Here is a 17149-nt window from a genome sequence, read left to right on the forward strand (position 1 = left end):
CCGGAATCCGGGGCCCGGCCTTCCCGGACTCACGGTCAGCCGGCGCTACCGCTGTCGGGCAGCTTGGCCGTCAGCACGCTGGCGTCGATGACCTGGGCCCCGGTGGTCGAGGTCCACACGATTGCGCCGTGCTCGAACATCCGGAACCGGCCGGCCTCGTCGGGCATGGACATCTCCGGTCCGAGCGGGGCACCGAGAACACCTGCGGGGCCGCCGAATTCGGCGTACTTCTTCTCGATCTCACTCGGCGGAACCGGCGCCGGAGGAACCTCGGGTGCCGCGCCCGGCGCCGGCGGTGCCGCGGGCGGGGCGGCGGGGGCGGGGGCGCCGAGCCCCTCGGCGATGGTGAACCAGTCCGACTTGATGCCGAGTTTGACCCGCGCGTCGTTGCCGGTGGCCTGCACGGTTCCGTTGGAACCCACCACCTCGAGCCCGGTGACCCGGCCGCCGTCCGCGCCGAGGTTGTTGCGGGAGGTGACCTTGATCGACCGCAGTTCGCCGACACCGAACGCGCCGGCGATGTCGCCCGCGGTCAGGGTCTGCGACCAGTCGTGGGTCGGGGACAGGGCGTCACCGAGGTCCTCGACCGCGGAGAACACCCCGCCCGCGGTGTAGCCGCCTGTGGAAGAAGAGAATTCGGCAGAAACCGGCTGACCTCCGCTGACGAGGAGCTTGCCCGCGGTGGTCCGCACCGCCTCGGTGGTCCTGGCGTCCTCCTTGCTTGTACCGTCGTACACCTGGCAGTCCTGGGTGTCGCAGGTCTCGGCGTAGCCGTACCGCTTCTCCGCGGACGCGTAGGACCGGGCGGCGATCGCCTGTGCGCGCAGCGCCTCCTTGCCGCCGGAGTCCGCCCACTCGGCCTTCGACTCCGCCGGTACCACGCCGAGGAGGTAATCCTCCATGTCGACGAAATTCACCACCCGCGGCGCCGATCCTTCGAGTGCGGCACCCAGCGAGCCACGGAATGCGTTGCCGCCGCACAGCTTCAGGTGCTCATTTGCCGGGCGGTCGGGGCCGAGGTCGATCGGGTCGACCCACGGATGGTCGGTCTCGCCCTGCCACTGCACCGCGCCGTCGCAGCCGGTGGTGACGACGACGTTCGCACCGCCGGGGGTGGCGGTCAGGTGGACGGCGTCACCGGGGGCAACGTCCCGACCGGCGACACGGGCGCCCGCATCGGAGTACACGGCGGGAGCCTTGCCATCGAGACCGAGCAGCCGCACGCCGATTCGCCTGTCCGCCTGAGCTTCCAGCGTCGTTCCGCTGTAGTAGTGCCCGACGATGCGCTCGGCGGACCAGCCCTGTCCGCGTGCGTATCCGTACGCGCCCCACTGGCCCATGCCGCGCCCGTGGCCGTGGCCGTGGCCGGACATCGTGTAGGGGGTGTCGGCCGCGACCACCGGGGCGACCGCGGGGGACGCCGACCCCTTCGCGAGGATCAGTCCCGCGGCGCCCCCGACCAGCAGCACGGGCGTCGCCGCCAGCGCGAGGGTGCGGAGCGTCAGCGGCCGCCGGCGATCACGCACGACAACACCGGGGATGAAATTCTTACGGCGGAACTGCGCCATGTCAGATCTCCTTGTCGACGGCGCCGAACGCCCGGTCACGGGACTGTCACACTGTGGTGAGTACGGGCAGAACGGTCGAGTCTCAAGCTAAGGTTGAGCCTTAGGTAAACTGTGGTTAGTGTTGCAAGAGTGATCGGTGTTAGCAACACCAGTCACTTCAATCACATCAGTAACACCGCCCGTGGTCGCGTCGTCCCGCTCGACGTGTTTGCGGTGCAACCGAGCGCACAACACAACGAGGAGTCGACTTGCCGCATCGCCGACCGAAGCCGTCGATCGTCCTGGGGACGGTCGCCGCCTTGGCCATCGCGACTCCGGTCGCGGTCTGGGGCGTGACCAGCACCTCGGGCATCCGATCCACCACCGATTCCGCGCCGTCCGCGATACCCACCCAGATCGCGGAGGTCGCGCTGGCGAAGCTCCCCGACATCGTGATCCCACTCAAGGAGCTCACCGGGCTGGACCTGCCCGATGTTCGACTCTCCGACCTGAAGAAGCTGCCGCTTCCCAGCGAGATTGCGCTGCCCCAGAATCTCCCGCTGCCCGGCGGCATCACGCTGCCGGAGAAGATCGTGCTGCCCCTCGACGCGCTGCCGTCGCCGCCCACGTCGGAGCCGGCTCCGGCTCCGGCTCCGGCGGACGTTGCCGCGCCCCTTCCTCCCGCGCCCGCTGCGCCGCAGGCGCCCGCCGGGAGCATCGAGGAGCAGGTCGGTACCGCGGTCAAGGAGATCACTCGCGACACCCCGTTCAGCATGATCGCGCTGACCTCCGAGGCCGGCGCGACCGCGGCCAAGGTGCGCGCCAAGCTGGCCGACGGTTCCTGGGGTCCCTGGTTCGCCACCGAGCAGGTCGACTCCCGCAAGAACGACCGCACGACCGGCGGAAAGACCGGCACCGAACCGGTTTTCGTCGGTAACACCACCGCGGTCCAGATCCTGGTGACCAAGGCCGCGCAGGCCCTCGCCGGACTGCCCGCCACCGGCGCGGTCGACCCCGCCCCGGCGCCTGCGCTGCCGAACGTGCTGACCCCGGCCGATCCCGCGAAGGCGCCGATCCCCTTCGCACCCGCCGCGGTGAGCACCCCGCTGCGCGCCCAGGGTCCCGCCCAGCAACTCGCGGACGCCGTCACCGCCGTGCTGATCCAGCCCGGGTCCGGGGCCGCGGACACGTCGCTGACCGATATCGCTTCTCCGGCAGGCGGTTCCGGACCGAAGGTGATCACCCGCGCACAGTGGGGCGCCGACGAGTCGCTGCGCTGCGAGGACCCGACCTACGACGACTCGCTCGGCGGTGCGACCGTGCACCACACGGCGGGCAGCAACGACTACACCAAGGCCGAGTCCGCCGAGATCGTCCGGTCCATCTACGCGTACCACGCCCAGACCCTCGGCTGGTGCGACATCGGATACAACGTGCTCGTCGACAAGTACGGCCAGATCTTCGAGGGCCGTTCGGGTGGGCTGGACCGGAACGTCCAGGGCGCCCACGCCGGCGGGTTCAACGAGAACACGATGGGCATCGCGATGATGGGCGACTTCACCACCGTCAGCCCGCCGCAGGCGACCATCGACTCGGTCGGCAGGTACCTGGGCTGGCGCCTGGCCAAGGCGGGTCTCGACCCGACCGGCCGGACCACCATGTGGTCCGAGGGCACCGAGTTCACCCCGTACGCCCAGGGCGAGGCCGTCGATCTGCCGATCATCTTCGCGCACCGCGACGTGGGCAACACCAGCTGCCCCGGTGACGCGGGCTACGCCAAGATGGACGAGATCCGCGCCATCGCCAAGGCGAATCCCGGCGGCGGCGGCAGCGGGATCCTGGCGATCGCACCCGAGAAGTCCCCGGTCGCGGCCGGTACCCCCGGCGAGCCGGCGGCGGCACCGGGCACCGGCTCGGTGAGCTCGCTCGGCGCCCTGGTGGGCGAGCTCCTCAAGCTCACCGACCAGACCCCGATCGCGCAGAAGTGGATTGCGGAGGGCGGCGACACCGGCAGGCTCGGCGCCTCGCAGACCGGCGAGATCCCGGTGAAGTCCGGCTTCAAACTGGTCAAGTTCGCCAACGGGGTGATCGCCACCTCCCCGAACGGCGGGGTCTGGACGGTGCTGGGCAAGATCTTCGACAGCTGGCGTCAGAACGGGCTCGACACCGGTTCGCTCGGACTGCCGACAAGCGACGAGTACTCGGTGCCCGGCGGCAAGCGCGCCGACTTCGAGAACGGCTCGCTGATCTTCAACGAGGTGACCGGCGTGGTCACCACCGTCCTCAAGGCCTACAACGAGGCGTACGCGAACGCGCTGACCCCGGCCGACGCCGGCGCGTCGGTAGCACCAGCTGCCCCGGCACCAGTTGCTCCGGCGCCGGCACCCGCGGAACCCGTCCCGGCACCGGCTGCTCCGGCTCCGGCGGAACCGGCTCCCGCGCCCGCCCCGGCACCCGCGCCTGCGGGCTGATCCCACACCCGACCACCAGGTGATGGTGTCCTTCACACGGTTCAACCGCGTGAAGGGCACCATCACCCTGTCGTTTGTCCCGGCGATCGGCGATCTCAGCGACGGCGCAGCCCGAGCCGTAGCCCCGCGGGCTTGAGCGTGAACCCCTCGGCCACCTCGAGCTCGTAGCCGGGCTCGGGTTCGAGCTCGTACCTGTGCAGGATCAGCGCCAGCACGAGCACGGACTCGTGCAGCGCGAGCTGCCGCCCGATGCACGCCCGCACCCCGGTGCCGAACGGCTTGTAGATGCCGACCGGCCGGGTGCGCGCCCGCTCCGGCAGGAACCGGTCGGGATCGAAACTCTCGGAGTCGCCGCCCCACACCGGGTCCCGGTGCACCTGCAGGGTCAGCGCCAGCATCGGCTGACCCTCGGCGACGGGGTGCCCGCCGATGGTCGTATCGGCCACGGGCTCGCGGAAGTAGCCGGCGGCGATCGGCCACAGCCGCAGCGTCTCGTCGATGACGTGGCGCACGTACTTGAGCCGGTGGATGTCGGCGAACACGGGGTCGGGGTCGGTCCCCTGCGGCCACAGACCATGGATCTCCGCCCGGGCCCGATCGGCCACCTCGGGATGGGTGGCGAGCAGGTGCAGCGCGAACGAGAGTGTGCCCGAGGTAGTTTCGTGTCCGGCGTCGAGGAAGGTGATCACCTGGTTGCGGATGTTCTCGTCGCCAAGGCGCTCGCCGGTCTCCGGGTCGACAGCGCTGAGCATCAGCGCCAGCAAATCGCCCGACGGGGGATCCGGGTCGAGGCGGCGCGCGGCGATCACATCGTCGACGACCCCGCGGACGTAGGCGAGGTCCGCGTCGTTGCGCTTGATGACCCGGTGCCGGACCAGGTTGTCGAGCCAGTGCACGGGGATCCGGTAGGTACTGCGTCCCGCGAACTCGAACATCCGCGAGACCGCGGCGGCGTACGCGTCAGGATCGTCGGCGGCGAACGGCCGGAACCGGTATCCGAATCCGATGCGCGCGATGGTCTCCAGTGTCAGCTTGCTGGTGTCGGCGTGCACGTCCACCGGGCCCTGCTCGGCGGTGCCGTCCCAGTAGGCGACGAGCTCCCGGGCCGTGTCGAGGACGGTGTCGTGGTAGTCCTTCATCGCCGCCAGCGAGAAGGCCGGCGCCAGGATGTTGTGCGCCTTCGACCAGTTGGGCTCGTCGGTGTACGCGGTGGCCAGGGCGTCGCCGAGCATCTCCCGCATGACCGCGAACGCGAAGCCGACGTGCTTGCGGAACCGCTTCTCGTCGCCGAGTTCGGCGTACTCCTGCGGCCCCGAGACGACGACCAGATCTTGGTTGAAGATCTTGGTCTCGAAGACCGGGCCGAGCCGGCGGGCGTGAGCCATCAGGTTCTGGGTGGGACTGCGCGGATCCGAGGTGAGCAGGTCACCGAGCAACGGGAGCCGGTGCGGCGGGTGTGGAAGCGTCGTGACGGTCATGGCGGTCGCCCTCCGAAGTCGAGGTCGGGTGCGTGGGCCGCGACCTCGCCCACCCTTCGTCTCGAGATCGAGTGTCGTCGCGGTCCGCGTCGGACGCGCGCGTAGTCGACTACTCGAATCGGTCCCGACGGACGCCTGCCGCGCGCACCGGGCCGCCCGACCGTCCCACCGCCCGGATCAGGCCGTCCACCAGCGCTCGAGCACGCGGGCGACGCCGTCCGCGGAGTTCGAGGTGGTGACCTCGTCCGCGGCAGCGATCGCGTCGCGATGCGCATTCGCCACCGCGACGCCGTGCCGGGCCATCGAGAGCATCGGCACGTCGTTGGGCATGTCGCCGAAGGCGAGGATGCCCGCGTCGGCGATGCCCATCCGTTCGGCGAGCGCACGCAGCCCGGAGGCCTTGGTGACTCCCGGCGCCGCCACCTCGATGAGCCCGTTGTTCGTGGAGTAGGTGAGGTCGACGCGATCGCCCACCAAGGGGGCCAGCCGGGAGATCATGTGTGAGCTCGCAATACCGGGCAGCCGGATCAACATCTTGACGGCGGGATGCGCGAGCACCTCCTCGTCCGAGGTCTCGGTGTTGTCCGGGTTCAGCCAGGCGTGTTGGTAGCCGGGCGAGCTCACGAACTGCGGCGTCGCGGCGTCGTGCGCGCTGTTCCCGACCCGCTCGGCGGCGAGGCCGCTGCCCGGCAGGGCCGCCCCGGCGAGTTCGGCCACCCAGGCGAGGGTCTCGGTGGACAGCGTCACCGCGCCGAGTACCCGGTCGGCATCGCTGTCGTAGAGCACCGCGCCGTTCGCGCACACCGCGAGCGGCGCGAAGCCGAGGCCGTCGACGATCGGGCTGATCCAGCGCGGGGGCCGCCCGGTCGCGAGCACGAAGGGCACGCCGTCGTCGAGCGCGGCGTGCACCGCGGCTCGGGTGCGGGGGCTGACCCGCTCGTCGTCGTCGATCAGGGTGCCGTCGACATCGCTGGCGATCAGTTCGGGCTTGGCGTGGGGGGTGTCCTGCACCGGACCCATCTTGCCGCACCCTCGACCACCGTGCCCTTGCGCTACCGCCGACGCACCAGGACGTCGTCGAGTGTGACCATCGAGAGCCCCCGCTGTTTGACGATGTCCACGAGCTGCGGGTACACGTGCGTGACCGGCGGGTGGTTCGCGTGCCCGATCACGAGGGCCTGCGGGTTGAAGTACTTGCGGGCGCACTCGAGCAGGTAGTCCTCGGTGATCACCTGGGAATCCGACAACGAGCCGTACCAGAGCGTCGGGACCGTGTAGCCGAGGTCGGCGGCGACACGATCGACCGCCGCGTTGTGAAATCCGTACGGCGGCCGGAAGTACGGGGCACCGTCGACGCCGTACTGGTTCTTCAGGAAGTCACGGGTGCGTTGCAGCTGGCTCGCGACGGCCGCGCTCGACAGCTTGGTGAGGTCCGGGTGGTCCCAGGTGTGGTTGGCGAGCTGGATCTGACCCGAGTCGACAAGTGGCCGAAGCTCTTTCCGATTCGCGGTCCACGAGTCGTAGACGGCGGTGACGAAGAAGGTGAACCGGGCACCGGTGTCCTTCGCGAACTTGACGTACGCCGCCACCACGTCCGAGTTGGTCCCGTCGTCGACCGTCAGCGCCAGGGAGGTCCCCTGACCCGGCAACGCGGTGAGCGTGCCGGGCGACAGGGTGGTCCGCAGCTCCGCCGCGGGCGGCGGCAGCAGCGGCGGGGTGGTCGGTGCGGGCGGCGGGGCCGGTGGCGCGGGCGGCGCCTCACCTGCCGCCGTCGCACTGCCCGCGGTCGAGCATCCGGACAGGGCAGCCGCCCCGGCCGCGAGCATCGTGATGAACTGCCGGCGGTGCATCACCATGTCGCCAGTGTGACCGGGCGTTCGACCCGGGACGCCGTTCGCGACCGCCGACACGCGGGCTCTCTGACGACAGACATGACTGGGAGGATCCCAGTGCCCTGCTGTGAAAGCGCTGAGAGCACGTGACCTGGCACTCTGTACGGCATGTCCCTCGGCTGGTTGCACCCGTCACGGTGGAGCGTGCGCACCAGGTCCGCCGTCGCGGCGGCGGTGGTGGTGACGATTTGCCTGGCGATCGCGGGTGCGGTGCTGCTGCTGGTGCTGTTCCGTTCGCTCGAGCACTCGGCCCAGGACGCCGCGGCCGCCCGCGCCACCCAGATCGCCGGACAGCTCCACGGCGAATCGCCCGCCCAACTGGACCAGTCGCTGCTCGCCACGGACAGTCAGATCGGCGCGGTCCAGGTCGTCGACGAGCGGGGCCGGGTCCTCGCCGGGTCGAACGGCGCCCCGGACACCGCGCTGGTGCCGCAATCACTCCCCCCCGGCGAGGCACGCGACCTGGGCCGGGTGAAGGGACCGGACGGCGCGTTCGACTACTGGATCTCCGGCCTCGGCACGACGTCCGTCGCCGCGCCCGTCACCGTCCTCGTCGGTGCGGACCGCGAACCGGTCGAGTCGGTGGCCGAGAAGGTCGGCGTGCTCCTGCTGGTGGGCTCCCCCGCGGTCGTCGCGCTGGTGGTGTTCGGCACGTACAGCCTGGTCGGGGCCGCGCTGCGGCCGGTGGAGGCGATCCGCACGCGGGTCGCCTCGATCTCGGGCCCGGACCTCGGCCGGCGGGTCCCGGTGCCGCCGTCGCACGACGAGATCGCCCAGTTGGCCACGACGATGAACGCGATGCTGGCCCGGATCGAGGCGGGCCAGCTGGCCCAGCAGCGGTTCGTCAGCGACGCCTCCCACGAGCTGCGCAGCCCGCTGACCACCATCTCGGCCGCGCTCGAACTCGCTCAGGGCAGGCCGGACCTGGTGGACGCGCCGCTGATCGACGAGTCGCTGCTGCCGGAGACCCGGCGGATGCAGCACCTGGTGGAGGACCTGCTGCTGCTGGCCCGTTCCGACGAGGAGGGTCTCGAGTTCCAGCGGGTCGACGTGGACCTCGACGACCTGCTGTACGGCGAGGAGGTGCGGCTGCGCGGAATCGGTTCGCTGCGAACGGTTTCGCGGATCGCGCCCTGCCGGGTGACCGGCGATCGGGCCGCGTTGCAGCGGGTGGTCCGCAATCTCGTCGACAACGCGGCCCGCTACGCGCGCTCCACGGTCACCCTGGATTGCCGTGGTGTCGACGGCGACGCGGTGGTCACGGTGTCGGACGACGGCCCCGGCATCGACCCGGCCGACCGGGAGCGGGTGTTCGAGCGGTTCGTCCGGCTGGACCCCACCCGGACCCGGTCCTCGGGTGGCACGGGGCTGGGGCTCGCAATCGTCGAGCAGATCGTTCGGTCGCACCACGGTACGGTGACGGTCGGCGAGTCCGCCGACGGCGGTGCGGTGTTCACAGTGACCCTGCCCCTGACGCAACCGGATTCGGGCGGCCCCGAGGATCAGCCCTCGTCGACCAGCCGATAGCCGACCCCGCGGACGGTGTCGATGGTCGCTGTCCCGAACGGGGCGTCTATCTTGCGCCGGATGTAGCCGACGTACACCTCGACCACGTTGTCGTCGCCCTCGTAGTGACTGTCCCAGACGGCGCGCAGGATCTCGGCCTTGGTGACCACATTTCCCTTGTTGCGCAACAGAAATTCGAGTACCCCGTACTCGCGGGGAGTCAGCGCGATCGGCACCTCGCCACGCGCCACCCGCCGCCGCGCCGGGTCGAGCGTCAACTCGCCCGCGGAGAGGATCGCGGGCCGCTGCGGCGCGCCACGCCGCATGAGTGCGCGCAACCGCGCCAGCAGCACGACGAACGAGAACGGCTTGGTCAGGTAGTCGTCGGCACCGAGGTCGAAGGCGTCGGCCTGGTCGTACTCGCCGTCCTTCGCCGAGAGCATCAACACCGGCGTCCACACCTCGCGGGCGCGCAACTCGCGCAGCACCTGGTAACCGTGCTTCCCGGGCAGCATGATGTCGAGCACGACCACGTCGAACTCGCCGGTCGACGCAAGTTCGAGTCCGTCGAAGCCGTCCCGGGCGATGTCGACGACGAATCCCTCCGCGGCGAGTCCGCGGCGCACGGTCTCGGCCAACCGGGACTCGTCCTCCACCAAGAGGATCCGCATGCACACCTCCACCGACCGCGGCGGGCCGTAGTCCATTAGTACCCATCCTGCCGTACCGGCGGGAGCGGATCTCAGCGTTCTCACAGCACGGTCGTTGCCCACGTCGACGACCGAGCCCGCCGACCACCGGCCAAATGCCGGCGACCGTCCGAGAAGGCTCGGTGTCACGGGCGACAACGGCAGCAAACAGTAAAGGTACTGAATAGAAATGGTTTCGTTCCCTCAGCTAACTTTCATGACTGGACGTCCACACGCTGGGAGTTTTCGACTTCGTTGATTTCGGTCACTAATGAGCCGGTTCTCGTTTACGGTCCAGATCACGGAAGTCCTTTACTTTGCCCAGCACGCACATCACCTGAGGAGTGACCTTGCCCTTCACCCCCGTTCGCCGCACCGCCATCCCGACCGTCGCCGCCGCCGCCGTCGCCGCGGGCACCCTGCTGATGGCCTCGCCCGCCTCCGCCGCGCCCGCTTCGATCGAGTTCCAGGGCGCCTGCCAGGCCCGCGCGATCCTCACCCAGCACATGTCGCAGACGCTCGGCATGAGCATCACCGCACCGGACAGCGTGAAGGTCGGCGAGCAGTTCAGCTACACGATGCAGCCGACCGTGAGCTCGCTGCCGGACAAGGAGTCGATCGCCACGACGACCGACATCCAGCGCCTGAAGATCGACTGGGATCTGCCCGCGAACGCCGAGTTCGTCTCCGCCGTCGTCGTCCCCTCGACCGGCAAGGGCCTGACCGGTGTCGCGCCGACGGTCATCCGCGTCAACGATGCCGGCGAGCCCGATGCGTCGGGCACGATCCTGCGGCTCTCCGGTGACAACGAGACCGTCGCCAACAGCCCCAAGGCCAGCGCCAACACCCCCGGCGGAATCGCTGTCGAGAAGACCAAGACCGACCTGGACGGCAATCCGACCGCCGACGGTTCGACCAAGTTCCAGCTCCCCGCCGTCACCGTGACGGTCAAGGCGCTGGCCGAGGGTGTCGTCGCGCCGACCGTCCGGGTCGCGGGCGAGGCGGCCAACTACAACAGCGACAAGAACTACGACACCTTCCTGGCCCGGGCGTTCGCGCTCGGTTCGCAGCAGAACGCTCCCACGTTCTGCACGCCGAAGGACGGCAAGAAGCCCGGCAACGACGTGCCCGTCAACGCGGGTGGCAGCGCGCTGGCCACCGTCACCGTCGGCGCGGGCACCGTCGATCCGGGTCCGGGTCCGGGCCCGGACCCGGTCGATCCCGGCACCGGTACCGGCTCGGTCGACTTCGGCTCCCTCGGGTCGATCCTCGGTTCCTGATCGAAGGTGGCTCCGCCGCAGTGGTGCGGTTACGGAGTCCCACGACTCCGTCACCGCACCACTGCGCGTCAGCCCTACGCGCCGTCAGTCCGCCAGTACCCGTTGGATCGAATCGTCCGGCGGGGAGACCACTTTCGGCTCCCTGCTGCTGAGCATGTCGACAATCGCCTTCGGCCGGGCCAGCCACTCCCGCGCGGTGTTCCGGGCGACCGTGACGAATCGGCAGTCGCAGTACCCACGGACCCCGTCCGCCTCGATGCCCACGTGCCGGCACAGCGCCACCGCACGTGAGACGTGGAAATCCTGACTGACGATGAGCGCCTTGCGAATTCCGAAGGTCGCCGCCGCTCGGGCACAGGTGTCGTAGGTGTCCAGACCGTAGTCGTCGCCGACAATCAGCTTCCGGTCGACGCCCTTCGACACCAGGTACTCCGTCATCGCGGCGATCTCGTTCCCGGAGGTGCCGTTGGCGTCGCCGGAGACCAGCACGGCGCGGGCCTTTCCGGCATGCACCAGTTCCGCCGCGGCGTCGAGCCGACCGGCCAGGAACGACATCGGTTTGCCGTCCTGAACCTTGGCGCCGAGAACGATCACCACCGGCGCCTCCGGCGCGTCGTCCGGGTCGTGCACGTGGCCGGACGAGGCGACACCGATCCAGGCCATCGAGCCGAGCACCGTGACCCCCAGTACGGCGAACACCGCGAGCGCGACACGCAGCAGCCGACGTCTCACGTGCGACCGGCCCATGCGATCGCCGTGACCGAGACGAGCACCGATCAGGATCCGTCCGACGACTGCGCCCGCCGGGCCGCCTTCTGCGCGGCCTCCTCGGCGTCCATCCGGTTCGCCTCGTCGAGGGTCGGCGCGCCGCCGCCGAGCCGCGCCGGCACCCAGTACTCCCCCGCCGGATGCTCGTAGCCCTCCTGCAGCGCGAGCAGCATGCCCTCCATCGTGGAGTGCAGCTTCGCGGTCAGCTCACCGGCCGGTTCGAACGGCGCGATCGGCTCGCCGACCGCGATCGAGATCGGAGTGTTGGTGCGCCCCAACCGCTTCGGATGCCCCTTGGTCCACACCCGCTGGGCACCCCAGATGACGATCGGGACGATCGGCACGCCCGCCTCGATCGCCATCCGTGCCGCACCCGACTTGAACTCCTTGAGCTCGAAGCTGCGGCTGATCGTGGCCTCCGGGTAGACACCGACGAGCTCGCCGGCCCGCAGGTCGTCGACCGCGGCCCGGTACGACTCGGCGCCCGCCGCGCGGTCGACGGGGATGTGCCGCAGGACGCGCATGATCGGGCCGGAGATCTTGTTGTCGAAGACCTCCTTCTTCGCCATGAAGCGGATGTAGCGCTTCACGCTGCGCACCGGCAGCCCCGCGTAGGTGAAGTCCATGTAGCCCGTGTGGTTCACCGCGATCACCGCCCCGCCCTTCGCCGGGATGTTCTCGTCGCCGCGGACCGTGAACTTCAGGCCCTGGGCGGCGAACACCGTACGAGCAATGCCGATGATCGTTCTGTAGACGGGTTCCACGGTCAGCCAGCGTAGTGCGGTCGGCCACAGTTGCGCATCATGGCGACCCTGGCCGCACGCGGATGCGCCGCCGTGGGCGCGCCGCCTACGCTGGGACCTGTCGTATATCCCAGGAGGCATACCAGTGCAGGTCACCAGCGTCGGACACGCCGGATTCCACATCCAGACCGAGGCGGGTTCAATCCTGTGCGATCCGTGGGTCAACCCCGCCTACTTCGCGTCCTGGTTCCCGTTCCCGGACAACACCGGCCTGGACTGGGACGCGCTCGGTGACGTCGACTACCTGTACGTCTCGCACCTGCACAAGGACCACTTCGACCCCGAGAACCTGCGCAAGCACGTCAACAAGGACGCGACCGTGCTGCTGCCCGACTACCCGGTGCCGGACCTGCGCCGCGAGCTGGAGAAGCTGGGCTTCACCAAGTTCTTCGAGACCCAGGACTCCGCCAAGCACACCATCACGGGCCCCAAGGGCGACCTGGACGTCATGATCATCGCCCTGCGCGCGCCCGCGGACGGTCCGATCGGCGACTCCGGCCTGGTCGTCTCCGACGGCGAGACCACCTGCTTCAACATGAACGACGCGCGGCCGGTGGACATGGACGTCCTCGGCGAGCAGTTCGGCAAGGTCGACATCCACCTGCTGCAGTACTCGGGCGCGATCTGGTACCCGATGGTCTACGACATCCCCGCGGGCACCAAGCGCAACTTCGGCAAGCAGAAGCGCCAGCGTGGCATGGACCGTTGCCGCAGCTACATCGACCAGGTCGGGGCGACCTGGGTGGTGCCGTCGGCCGGCCCCCCGGTCTTCCTGGACGCGGCGCTGCGCGACCTCAACGACGACCACGGCGACGAGGGCAACATCTTCCCGGACCAGATCGTCTTCCTCGAGCAGATGCGCATCCACGGCAACGACGGCGGACTGTTGATGATCCCCGGCAGCGTCGTCGACATCCACGGGTCGGACGCCACCCTGTCGCACCCGATCCCGGACGCCGAGGTCGACAAGATCTTCTCCGACAAGGCCGCCTACATCGAGGACATGGCGCAGCGGATGGCGCCCGTGCTCGCGGAGGAGAAGGCCGCCTGGGCGCCCGCGGAGGGCGAACCGCTGCTCGGCCCGCTCAAGGCCAAGTTCGAGCCGATCATGGCGCAGTCGGACGTGATCTGCGACGGCATCGGCTACCCCGTCGGCCTGGTGATGGGCGACGAGACGGTGGTCCTGGACTTCCCCAATCGCACGGTCCGCGAGCCGATCGAGGGAGATGGCAAGTACCGCTACGGTTTCCGCATCGCACCCGAGCTGGTTCGGACGGTGCTGCGTGACGACGAGCCGGACTGGGTCAACACCATCTTCCTGTCCACCCGGTTCGAGGCGTGGCGGGTCGGCGGCTACAACGAATTCCTGTACACGTTCTTCAAGTGCCTGACCGACGAGCGGATCGCCTACGCGGACGGCTGGTTCGCCGAGGCGCACGACGACAGCGCGTCGATCGAGTTGGGCGGCTACGAGATCCAGCGCCGCTGCCCGCACCTCAAGGCGGACCTGTCCAAGTTCGGCGTGGTCGAGGGCAGCAACCTCACCTGCAACCTGCACGGCTGGCAGTGGGACCTCGAGACCGGACGCTGCAAGACCTCGAAGGGTCACGAGCTGCGCTCGGCGAAGGTGTAGCCACACCGTCGTCGGGTTCGGTCTTCCCGCTGGGACAGTGGGCGAGTGCCGAACCTGGACTTCTACGCCGTCGACGACGATTGGTCTGCAGTCATTCGGACGGGGTTCGACCTGGAGCTGTTTCGCGTCTTCGAGTCCGATTCGGAACCCGGTCGCGAGCTGCGGGAGTTCTCGGCCGACGTCGACGTCCCCCGACAACCGACGGGGACGGTCTCTGACATTGTTCGCTGCGGGGTCCGGGCAGGAGCCCGTGGCGAGTCGGATCGACCTGCATCCGGATGCCGGTGGCGGGGCGACCTTCCGGTGCACCGGCGCAGGTTGGGGATTGATACAGCTCCACTACGGCGGCCCCTGGGGCCAGGAGTTGCGGTGGAGCCGCACCAACCACAACACGGCCAAGCGTGCCGCCGCCCGGGCTGAGACGTTGCCTGAGCTGGGTGATCCCGCCGCGTGGGACTGGGCGGCGGTCACGAGGGCTCGAGCAAGCTCAACCGGGCCATCCGGCGGATGGCGGTCGACAAGATCGGCTCGCATCCGGTGCTGCCACACGCCGGTGAATTCATCGCGCACCGCGGACTTCGGTACGAGTACGGCACCGGCATCCACGCAAACACCGTCCACGGCATGAGCGGCCGGTAGCGGACGACCCTCGGCGCCGAGGGCTATCCTGAGACCGACGCGGAGGGGCGGCAATGATCGGACACCTGGGCATCAACGTGCCGGACCTGGGCCGCGCGGTCGCGTACTACGACCAGATCCTGCCGTTGCTGGGGTTCGAGACGTTCTTCGGTGACATCACCCAGCACTCCTACCGCCCGGCCGACGGCAAGCGCGGCACCTACCTGTTCCTGTACCCGGCGACGGACCCGGCGCCCGAGTACTCGCGGGAACGCACCGGGCTGCAGCATCTGGCGTTCGTGGTCCCCACCCGCACCCGGGTTCGCGAGGTCGCCGACGCCGCGGCCGCGCTCGGCAGCGATATCGTGCACGCCCCACGCGAATTCCCCGAGTACCCGCCGCCGTACTACGCCACCTTCTGGACCGACCCGCACGGATTCCTCCTCGAGGCCGTGTGCCACCACGACCGGGACTGACCCGTCCGGATCACCGTCTGCGCGGCCCGACCGAGGTCTTCGATCGGCCTGTCGTGAGCCGATGGCATCGGATCGGGACACCGTCGACCGCTACCTCACCGCCCACGGAACTCGCTGACGGCGTTCGGCTGACCGACTACGAGCGCCACAGCTCCAGGTAGTCCTCGCGGCCGAACATCTTCGCCGAGTCGACTGCGGTGGGATGGCCGGCATTCGGGTCGGCACCGGCCGCCGCGAGGATCCGGACGACCGCCTCCTCGCCCTTGAAGATGGCACCCGCCACCGGCGACTGGCCGCGTTCGTTGAGCTGGTCGACGTCGGCACCTCGGTCGATCAGCAGCTGAACGGCCTCGGCGTGACCGTGGTACGCGGCGAGCATCAGCAGGGTGTCGCGGGTGCCGGTGCTCAGGTTCACCGGCACCCCCGCGTCGAGGTAGGCGGCGAGGGTCGAGGCCTCGCCCGACCGCGCCGCATCGAAGACTCGTTGCGCGATCTCCTGCAACCGGGGGTCGATCGGGTCGTCCGTCATGCCATCCGAAACTACCGGGGTCGGCACGACGACGCCCACACCCCGCATCGCCCCGATGTCACACTCGTTCGGTTACGACGAACCGGTGTGACATCGTGGCGATGCGGAAGGGGTCGGCGGTCAGGGGCGCAGGACGTCGGTACCGACGAACGGCTGCAACGCGACCGGCACGGTGACGCTGCCGTCGGCCTGCTGGTGGTTCTCCAGGATCGCGACGATCCAGCGGGTGGTGGCGAGGGTGCCGTTGAGGGTCGCCGCGGTCTGCGGCTTGCCGTTCTCGTCCCGGTAACGGGTCCCGAGCCGCCGCGCCTGGAAGGTCGTGCAGTTCGAGGTCGACGACAGCTCGCGGTAGGCACCCTGGGTGGGAACCCATGCCTCGCAGTCGAACTTGCGGGCCGCGGACGAACCGAGGTCGCCGCCGGCGACGTCGATCACCCGGTACGGCACCTCGATGGCCGCGAGCATCTCCCGCTCCCATCCGAGCAGCCGCTGGTGCTCGGCATCCGCGTCCTCGGGCTTGCAGTAGGTGAACATCTCGACCTTGTCGAACTGATGCACACGAATGATGCCGCGGGTGTCCTTGCCGTGGCTGCCCGCCTCGCGACGGAAGCAGGACGACCAGCCCGCGTACCGCTTCGGGCCCTCGCTCAGGTCGAGGATCTCGCCGGAGTGGTATCCGGCGAGCGGGACCTCCGAGGTGCCGACGAGGTACAGGTCGTCCTGCTCGAGGTGGTAGACCTCCTCGGAGTGCTGGCCGAGGAACCCGGTGCCCTGCATGATCTCCGGCCGCACCAGCACCGGCGGGATCATCAGGGTGAAGCCGTTCGCGGTCGCCTTCTGCGCGGCCAGCTGCAGCAGACCGAGCTGCAGCATCGCGCCGGCGCCGGTGAGGAAGTAGAACCGGGCGCCGGACACCTTCGCGCCGCGCTCCATGTCGATCAGGCCGAGCGACTCGCTGAGCTCGAGGTGGTCCTTCGGCTCGAAGTCGAAGGCCGGGATCTCGCCGACCGTGTCGAGGGTGATGAAGTCGTCCTCGCCGCCGGCCGGTGCCCCCTCCTGCACGATGTTCGAGATGGCGCGGGCCGCGGCATCGAGCGCGGCGTCCGCCTCGTGCTGCGCGGCCTCGGCGTCCTTGACCTTCTGTGCGAGTTCCTTCGACCCGGCGAGCAATGCGGGCCGCTCCTCGGCGGAGGCCTGTCCGACCTTCTTGCCGAGTGCCTTCTGCTCCGCGCGCAGGTTGTCGCCCGCGAGCACCGCGGCGCGCCGGGCCTCGTCGGCGGACAGCAGCGCGTCGACCAACCCGGGGTCCTCACCCCTGGTGCGCTGTGAGTCGCGGACGACGTCGGGATTCTCGCGCAGGAATTTGAGGTCAATCACAAGCACAAACCCTACTTGGTCGACCTGGGGCGCTGATTTCGGTTTCCGACGCGGAGGCCGACGGGCGCCGGAAAGACCGGTC

General features: G+C 69.6%; 15 protein-coding genes. 6 read left to right on the forward strand and 9 right to left on the reverse strand.

Annotation, left to right across the window (positions count from 1 at the left end):
• Positions 1–35: 35 nt before the first annotated feature.
• Positions 36–1568: a SpoIID/LytB domain-containing protein gene (locus ACFXGJ_RS13510; protein ID WP_378620367.1), complete on the reverse strand. Its 1533-nt coding sequence runs from the start codon at positions 1566–1568 to the stop codon at positions 36–38.
• A gap of 248 nt (positions 1569–1816) precedes the next feature.
• On the opposite strand from ACFXGJ_RS13510, the gene ACFXGJ_RS13515 reads away from it, so the two are divergent.
• Positions 1817–4018 (forward strand): N-acetylmuramoyl-L-alanine amidase, encoded by a 2202-nt coding sequence (locus tag ACFXGJ_RS13515; protein ID WP_378620371.1) that lies wholly within the window; start codon positions 1817–1819, stop codon positions 4016–4018.
• Positions 4019–4113: 95 nt separating this feature from the next.
• On the opposite strand, the gene ACFXGJ_RS13520 is transcribed toward ACFXGJ_RS13515, so the two are convergent.
• From ACFXGJ_RS13520 to ACFXGJ_RS13530, 3 genes are all read right to left on the reverse strand, one after another.
• Entirely contained in the window at positions 4114–5496 is a 1383-nt protein-coding gene (locus ACFXGJ_RS13520; RefSeq protein WP_378620374.1) for a cytochrome P450, read from the reverse strand.
• A 177-nt stretch (positions 5497–5673) separates the two neighbouring features.
• Positions 5674–6516 (reverse strand): HAD family hydrolase, encoded by an 843-nt coding sequence (locus ACFXGJ_RS13525; protein WP_378620376.1) that lies wholly within the window; start codon positions 6514–6516, stop codon positions 5674–5676.
• A 32-nt stretch (positions 6517–6548) separates the two neighbouring features.
• Positions 6549–7346, reverse strand: a complete 798-nt coding sequence (locus ACFXGJ_RS13530) for a polysaccharide deacetylase family protein (RefSeq protein WP_378620447.1) — start codon at positions 7344–7346, stop codon at positions 6549–6551.
• Positions 7347–7496: 150 nt separating this feature from the next.
• Between ACFXGJ_RS13530 and ACFXGJ_RS13535 the strand changes: the two genes are divergently transcribed.
• A complete protein-coding gene (locus ACFXGJ_RS13535) occupies positions 7497–8915 on the forward strand; it encodes an ATP-binding protein (RefSeq protein WP_378620379.1) in 1419 nt (472 codons plus the stop codon).
• On the opposite strand, the gene ACFXGJ_RS13540 is transcribed toward ACFXGJ_RS13535, so the two are convergent.
• Positions 8891–9565 carry a response regulator transcription factor gene (locus ACFXGJ_RS13540; RefSeq protein WP_378620382.1) on the reverse strand — a complete coding sequence of 225 codons (675 nt, stop codon included), beginning with the start codon at positions 9563–9565 and terminating at the stop codon, positions 8891–8893. The two genes, ACFXGJ_RS13535 and ACFXGJ_RS13540, sit on opposite strands and share 25 nt — an antisense overlap.
• Before the next feature lie 368 nt (positions 9566–9933).
• Here ACFXGJ_RS13540 and ACFXGJ_RS13545 point away from each other — a divergent pair, with 368 nt between their 5' ends.
• Positions 9934–10863 (forward strand): Ig-like domain repeat protein, encoded by a 930-nt coding sequence (locus tag ACFXGJ_RS13545; protein ID WP_378620384.1) that lies wholly within the window; start codon positions 9934–9936, stop codon positions 10861–10863.
• An 84-nt stretch (positions 10864–10947) separates the two neighbouring features.
• On the opposite strand, the gene ACFXGJ_RS13550 is transcribed toward ACFXGJ_RS13545, so the two are convergent.
• Together ACFXGJ_RS13550 and ACFXGJ_RS13555 are read right to left on the reverse strand one after the other, a co-directional pair.
• Positions 10948–11610 carry a vancomycin high temperature exclusion protein gene (locus ACFXGJ_RS13550; RefSeq protein ID WP_378620387.1) on the reverse strand — a complete coding sequence of 221 codons (663 nt, stop codon included), beginning with the start codon at positions 11608–11610 and terminating at the stop codon, positions 10948–10950.
• Positions 11611–11639: 29 nt separating this feature from the next.
• Positions 11640–12395 carry a lysophospholipid acyltransferase family protein gene (locus ACFXGJ_RS13555; RefSeq protein ID WP_378620389.1) on the reverse strand — a complete coding sequence of 252 codons (756 nt, stop codon included), beginning with the start codon at positions 12393–12395 and terminating at the stop codon, positions 11640–11642.
• A gap of 124 nt (positions 12396–12519) precedes the next feature.
• Between ACFXGJ_RS13555 and ACFXGJ_RS13560 the strand changes: the two genes are divergently transcribed.
• From ACFXGJ_RS13560 to ACFXGJ_RS13570, 3 genes are all read left to right on the forward strand, one after another.
• Entirely contained in the window at positions 12520–14067 is a 1548-nt protein-coding gene (locus ACFXGJ_RS13560; RefSeq protein WP_378620393.1) for a Rieske 2Fe-2S domain-containing protein, read from the forward strand.
• 450 nt (positions 14068–14517) lie between these two features.
• Positions 14518–14706, forward strand: a complete 189-nt coding sequence (locus tag ACFXGJ_RS13565; protein WP_378620396.1) for a hypothetical protein — start codon at positions 14518–14520, stop codon at positions 14704–14706.
• A 53-nt stretch (positions 14707–14759) separates the two neighbouring features.
• On the forward strand, positions 14760–15161 hold the full coding sequence (locus tag ACFXGJ_RS13570) for a VOC family protein (protein WP_378620399.1): 402 nt from the start codon (positions 14760–14762) through the stop codon (positions 15159–15161).
• A 136-nt stretch (positions 15162–15297) separates the two neighbouring features.
• On the opposite strand, the gene ACFXGJ_RS13575 is transcribed toward ACFXGJ_RS13570, so the two are convergent.
• Together ACFXGJ_RS13575 and serS are read right to left on the reverse strand one after the other, a co-directional pair.
• A complete protein-coding gene (locus ACFXGJ_RS13575; protein WP_378620401.1) occupies positions 15298–15690 on the reverse strand; it encodes an ankyrin repeat domain-containing protein in 393 nt (130 codons plus the stop codon).
• Between the two features lie 120 nt (positions 15691–15810).
• The gene (gene serS, locus ACFXGJ_RS13580; protein ID WP_378620404.1) at positions 15811–17067 is read right to left on the reverse strand and encodes a serine--tRNA ligase; all 1257 of its coding nucleotides are present in this window, start codon (positions 17065–17067) and stop codon (positions 15811–15813) included.
• Positions 17068–17149 lie beyond the last annotated feature (82 nt).

Origin of the sequence: Rhodococcus sp. NPDC059234 (assembly GCF_042754225.1) — a bacterium.
Classification (GTDB): domain Bacteria; phylum Actinomycetota; class Actinomycetes; order Mycobacteriales; family Mycobacteriaceae; genus Rhodococcus_G.

Coding starts and splice junctions, on each gene's coding strand:
- ACFXGJ_RS13510 (WP_378620367.1), bottom strand. CDS start 1,568: ATGGCGCAGTTCCGCCGTAAGAATTTCATCCCCGGTGTTGTCGTGCGT.
- ACFXGJ_RS13540 (WP_378620382.1), bottom strand. CDS start 9,565: ATGCGGATCCTCTTGGTGGAGGACGAGTCCCGGTTGGCCGAGACCGTG.
- ACFXGJ_RS13550 (WP_378620387.1), bottom strand. CDS start 11,610: ATGGGCCGGTCGCACGTGAGACGTCGGCTGCTGCGTGTCGCGCTCGCG.
- ACFXGJ_RS13570 (WP_378620399.1), top strand. CDS start 14,760: ATGATCGGACACCTGGGCATCAACGTGCCGGACCTGGGCCGCGCGGTC.
- ACFXGJ_RS13535 (WP_378620379.1), top strand. CDS start 7,497: ATGTCCCTCGGCTGGTTGCACCCGTCACGGTGGAGCGTGCGCACCAGG.
- ACFXGJ_RS13530 (WP_378620447.1), bottom strand. CDS start 7,346: ATGCACCGCCGGCAGTTCATCACGATGCTCGCGGCCGGGGCGGCTGCC.
- ACFXGJ_RS13525 (WP_378620376.1), bottom strand. CDS start 6,516: ATGGGTCCGGTGCAGGACACCCCCCACGCCAAGCCCGAACTGATCGCC.
- ACFXGJ_RS13520 (WP_378620374.1), bottom strand. CDS start 5,496: ATGACCGTCACGACGCTTCCACACCCGCCGCACCGGCTCCCGTTGCTC.
- ACFXGJ_RS13575 (WP_378620401.1), bottom strand. CDS start 15,690: ATGACGGACGACCCGATCGACCCCCGGTTGCAGGAGATCGCGCAACGA.